Source organism: Streptomyces sp. ATLC9 (assembly GCF_057196705.1).
On the sequence record NZ_JBXUOY010000362.1, the window covers coordinates 1 to 4,440 of the forward strand.

Annotated in this window: 4 protein-coding genes; 2 read left to right on the forward strand and 2 right to left on the reverse strand. The window is 65.5% G+C overall.

Annotation, left to right across the window (positions count from 1 at the left end; translation table 11 throughout):
• Positions 1 to 122 precede the first annotated feature (122 nt).
• Positions 123 to 656 carry a telomere-protecting terminal protein Tpg gene (gene tpg / locus AC2CJA_RS24590; protein ID WP_484604878.1) on the forward strand — a complete coding sequence of 178 codons (534 nt, stop codon included), beginning with the start codon at positions 123 to 125 and terminating at the stop codon, positions 654 to 656.
• Between the two features lie 125 nt (positions 657 to 781).
• Here tpg and AC2CJA_RS24595 read toward each other — a convergent pair whose 3' ends face one another.
• Both AC2CJA_RS24595 and AC2CJA_RS24600 read right to left on the reverse strand, forming a co-directional pair.
• Positions 782 to 2,116 (reverse strand): VanZ family protein, encoded by a 1,335-nt coding sequence (locus tag AC2CJA_RS24595; RefSeq protein ID WP_484604875.1) that lies wholly within the window; start codon positions 2,114 to 2,116, stop codon positions 782 to 784.
• A 76-nt stretch (positions 2,117 to 2,192) separates the two neighbouring features.
• Positions 2,193 to 2,441, reverse strand: a complete 249-nt coding sequence (locus AC2CJA_RS24600; protein ID WP_484604876.1) for a hypothetical protein — start codon at positions 2,439 to 2,441, stop codon at positions 2,193 to 2,195.
• 339 nt (positions 2,442 to 2,780) lie between these two features.
• On the opposite strand from AC2CJA_RS24600, the gene AC2CJA_RS24605 reads away from it, so the two are divergent.
• Positions 2,781 to 4,172, forward strand: a complete 1,392-nt coding sequence (locus AC2CJA_RS24605; RefSeq protein ID WP_484604877.1) for an IS1380 family transposase — start codon at positions 2,781 to 2,783, stop codon at positions 4,170 to 4,172.
• Positions 4,173 to 4,440: the final 268 nt, after the last annotated feature.

A 4,440-nucleotide genomic window follows, 5' to 3' on the forward strand; every position in this document is an offset into this window, starting at 1 on the left:
CACCGGGAGTCGTGCCTGCCTCCGCGTCAGCCCCGGCGACCACCCCGCGGTCCTGTCCCAGTTCCTGAAGCGCTACCAGCCCGGACACACCGCCTGAACGACGCCGCCCTGTCGGGGACGGCCTGGACCGGGCAGCCGAGCAGTCGTTCACCCGCCCGGTACCGAAGACCGCCGGCGCGCAGATGCGGTTCCTGGTCAAGACCGAGAAGAGCACCCGCGCCGTCGCCCGGCTGCTCGGGGTCTCCCAGCGCACCGTGGAGCGGTACGTCAAGGGCCAGATCAAGCGGCCCCGCCCGGAGCTCGCCGACCGCCTGGCGCGCGAGGTGCGCACCCGGTGGCAGCCGCGCGTGCGCCAGCGGGCCCGCCGCCGGGCCGCGGCCACCGGCGGGATCGTGGTGGAGTCCCGCGCGAGGTTCGGGTTCACCGCCGCCCCCGGCACCAGCGACGACGGCCGGATGCGGCGCATCACTCAGCACCTCCCGCCGACCTATGCCGCCCGCCTCTTCGACGCCCAGGCCGCCGGCGCCACCGACACCCAGCTCCAGGCCGTGGTCGCCGAAGGCCTCCAGGAGGTCTACTTCAAAGCCGACGGCCACCGCGCGCCGGGCCTGACGGTGGAGTTCACCGACACCGACTACATCGACTTCGACATCTGAGCTGCCGTCCGCATCTGGCGGGTACCCGACTACAGGCAGGGGAAATGTGGCCTGGCCCGCTGCCTTCGGAGGGCAGGCAGGGGCCAGGCGGTAGGCGACGGAGTGTGGTGAGGTGCTCCGGCGAGTCAGCCAGCCTTCTCTTGAGTCCCTGTGTTCTCGTGCACGGTTCCGTCGGTGGCATCGATGTAGAAAGGAGCATCGATGGACGCGATGGCAGCGACCCACTCGATGCGCCAGCCGTTTTCCCTCTTTACAGCAATCAGGTCGTGGACGTGTATCGAGGAACTGGACAGCTCGGAAGAACTTTTCTTCACGTAATCACGGAGAAAGGCTTTCGCTTCCTCTTTGTCGATGCTTCTTTCCGGGAAACTGGTGGGGTCATCCACATGGCGGACGAAAAGCTGGGTTACACGTCCTGATGTACCGACCTGAACATCCAGGCGCATAGGCATGAGTATGCCGTCGTGTACACGGCGCCAGCTGACGAGCCAGCCGAGATCTCCGTCTATCCCGACCGGGGTGATATCGGCTTCAGAACCCTTTAGGGCCCATGCATAGTGATTTCTGGCGTAGCGCTGGGCGATGACCAGAGCGTCGGATCCGTCCTGCGGCGCGGCGTCCGTTCCCGGAACGGGAAAACCGCTGCTTTCGTCCTGGGAAGAGGATGCCAGACTTGCGGAGAACTGGTCAGCGTCCGGCCAGGACAGGTAGGCGAATCCTTGGTCCAGAGTAATGATGAGCTGTTCGGAGGAGGCATCGGTGCCCGGGCTCAACTGAATGTTTTTGACGCCGTAGCGATCACCGAAGGCCTGTTCCACAGCCTGCTCGGCGGCAGCTTCCTGCTTGCCGTCGGCGAACTGCAATGTGGTGTCGTCGACAATAGTCGGGGTGATCCACACTACCCACATGACTGCCGCAGTCAGTCCGACGGCGGCTGAGGTCACAGCCGACTGGGACGCGCCGGCTTGCCAGGTGTGCACGGAGCGGCCCCGCGTCCGGAGGATGAGCCACCCGGCCGCCAGCCCTAGCACACCACCGAGCGCGTTCATCTCCACATCGCTGGTGTCACAGCCTCTCCCCAGAGGGAGCACCCCTTGCGTCACCTCGGTCATCACCGTGAGGAGCACAACTCCGGTGAGCACCGGTGTCGGCCTTCGCACCGCGAGCATCCCGAAAAGCCCGATGGGAACGAACATCGCCGCGTTCCACAGTCCCTGGGCGGTGAGGAATGGCTCGATCAGGTTGCGGTTGACAACGCATCGCCCTACCACCCCGCTGCCGGTGGACCACATGGTCAGACATAGCTCGGCCGCTACCGCAGCACCCAGGGCCGCGTGGAGCCACAGCCTTCTCAATCCAAGCTTTGACGAGACCAGGTAGGAAGCCGCTCCTGCTGCGAGGACCACAGCGATGGAGAAGGCCACATACCCTGCATGGTCACGGAATACGGCATTCAGCATGAAGTATCCAAAAAGGGTCGCACAGGGCGCTGTGCCTGCCCCGCTCACTCAGGCGGGGCAGGCACGGTTGCACTGATCAGCAGGAGGGTGTGGGAGGCGTCTGGAAGCGGCCCTGGTTCTGCACCTCGACCCATCCGACGCCGGACTTGCAGCCAGCGTTGTAGATGTCCCAGCTCTTCGAGCTGGTGGTGCCGGAGGACTGGTAGCCCCATGAGCCGTAGTAGTTCGTGCCGGCCACGGTAGCCCCCAGGCGACGGTAGATCTGGCTACCGCCCTCCTTCTCGTACTTGGTCTCCACGGAGAAGCTGTACCGGTTGTGGTACACCTCTCCGTTGGAGAGGGTTGTGCACGTCTTCTCGCTGGTTATGTACCCGCTCGAGGGACACGACGCGAGCACTCCCGCCTCGCCCTTGACCGGTTCGGCAGAGGCGGGACTCGAAATCCCGAGGGCCGCCACCGCAGCAATTCCGAACGCTGCAGCCTTGCGTCCCATGTGCTTTTTGCTTTCCAGCATACTTCTCCCTTTCGCTACTTTCCTTTTCAGCCCCGATCCACCGGCCGGTGATCGTGTGTGGTCAGGGCCGGAACGCAGAAGTGCCTCGTGACCTGCGATGATGGGATTTCTTGACGCTTCCAGCACGCAGATGAACGAGGCACTTCCGGGATGCGATCCTCTCATGGCCCCTCGAAGGTTTCCGCACGGTTCGATGATCCGAATCTGGTCGCCTACGGCGGACTGGAGCCTGTGGTGCGGCTGGCGGAGCGGTGCGGTCTGGGTGCTCTCGCGTCTGAGCTGGTGCGGTTACCGAAGTCGAGGGACGGCACGGGCGCGTTCGTCGCCGCGAAGCTGATGACACTGGTCACCGGGATGATCGCCGGAGCGGACAGCATCGACGACATGGACCGGCTGCGGCACGGCGCGATGGCCAGGCTGTTCGGCGGGATACGCGCACCCTCCACCCTGGGGTCGTTCCTGCGGTCCTTCACCCACGGCCATGTCAAGCAACTGCACGCGGTGGCCCGCCGGTTCCTGCCCCGGCTCGCCGCGCATACCCCGCTGCTGCCCGGCGCCGGGCAGATGACGTACGTCGATCTGGATGACACCATCAAGCCCGTCCACGGCTACCAGAAACAAGGCGTCGGCTACGGATACAACAAGGTCAAGGGCCTCAACGCGCTCCTGGCCATCGTCTCCACACCACTGGCCGCCCCGGTCATCCCCGCAACGAGGCTGCGCAAGGGAGCAACCAACTCCGTGCGCGGAGCAGCCTCGTTCGCCGCCGAAGCCATCCGCACCGCAAAGGCGTGCGGAGCCAACGGACTGCTCATCCTGCGCGCCGACTCCGCCTACTATGCGGCCGACGTGATCGCCGCCTGCCGGTCCCTGGGCGCCCGCTTCTCCATCACCGTGCGCATGAACGCCTCCGTCAAGCAGGCCATCACGGGTATCGACGAGACTGCCTGGACAGCGATCAAGTACCCCAAGGCGATCTTCGACGAGGAGGAGGGACGCTGGATCTCCGACGCGGAGATCGCCGAGATCGAGTACACCGCCTTCACCTCGAAGCCGAAGAAACAGCAGGTCACCGCACGGCTGATCGTCCGCCGGGTCAAACGCCTCAACCCCGATGCCGCACCCCAGGGCCAGGGCGAGCTGTTCACCGTCTACCGCTACCACGCGGCGTTCACCGACTCCACACTCGCGCTCGTCGAGGCCGAAGCCGACCACCGCCGGCACGCCGTGGTGGAGCAGGTGATCTGCGAGTTGAAGAACGGGGCCTTCGCGCACGCCCCCTCCGGGAACTTCCAGGCGAACGCCACCTGGCTGGCCCTGGCCGCCCTCTCCTTCAACCTCACCCGGGCAGCGGGCACCCTGGCCGACGCTTTCCATGCGAAAGCAACCTGCGCCACCATCCATGATCATCTCATCAACATCCCCGTCCGGCTGGCCCGTTCAGCCCGCAGACTGACTCTGCACCTGCCCGAGCACTGGCCGTGGCGAGATGCCTTCGACAACCTCTTCGCCACCGTGCACGCCCCACCGCAAGCAGCCTGACGCCCCATCCGACCCGCCCGCGAGGGCCCGACACCTGTGGACATGTGGAAAAGCTGGGCAGACCAGCGGATACCACACGTCCATCATCGGTCAGATCGTCAGCCAGGCCCCGAAACCCCCGAAATGATCACTCCGGAATCAAGCCGGTGGATCGGGGCTGAGCGCGGCCCACCAGCTCGTCGATCAGCTGGTTGTCCACACCCCTCGCCGACTGCGGCTCGACGGCCTTGACGGTCTCGGTCTCGGTCACGTTCTCACTGGTCATCGA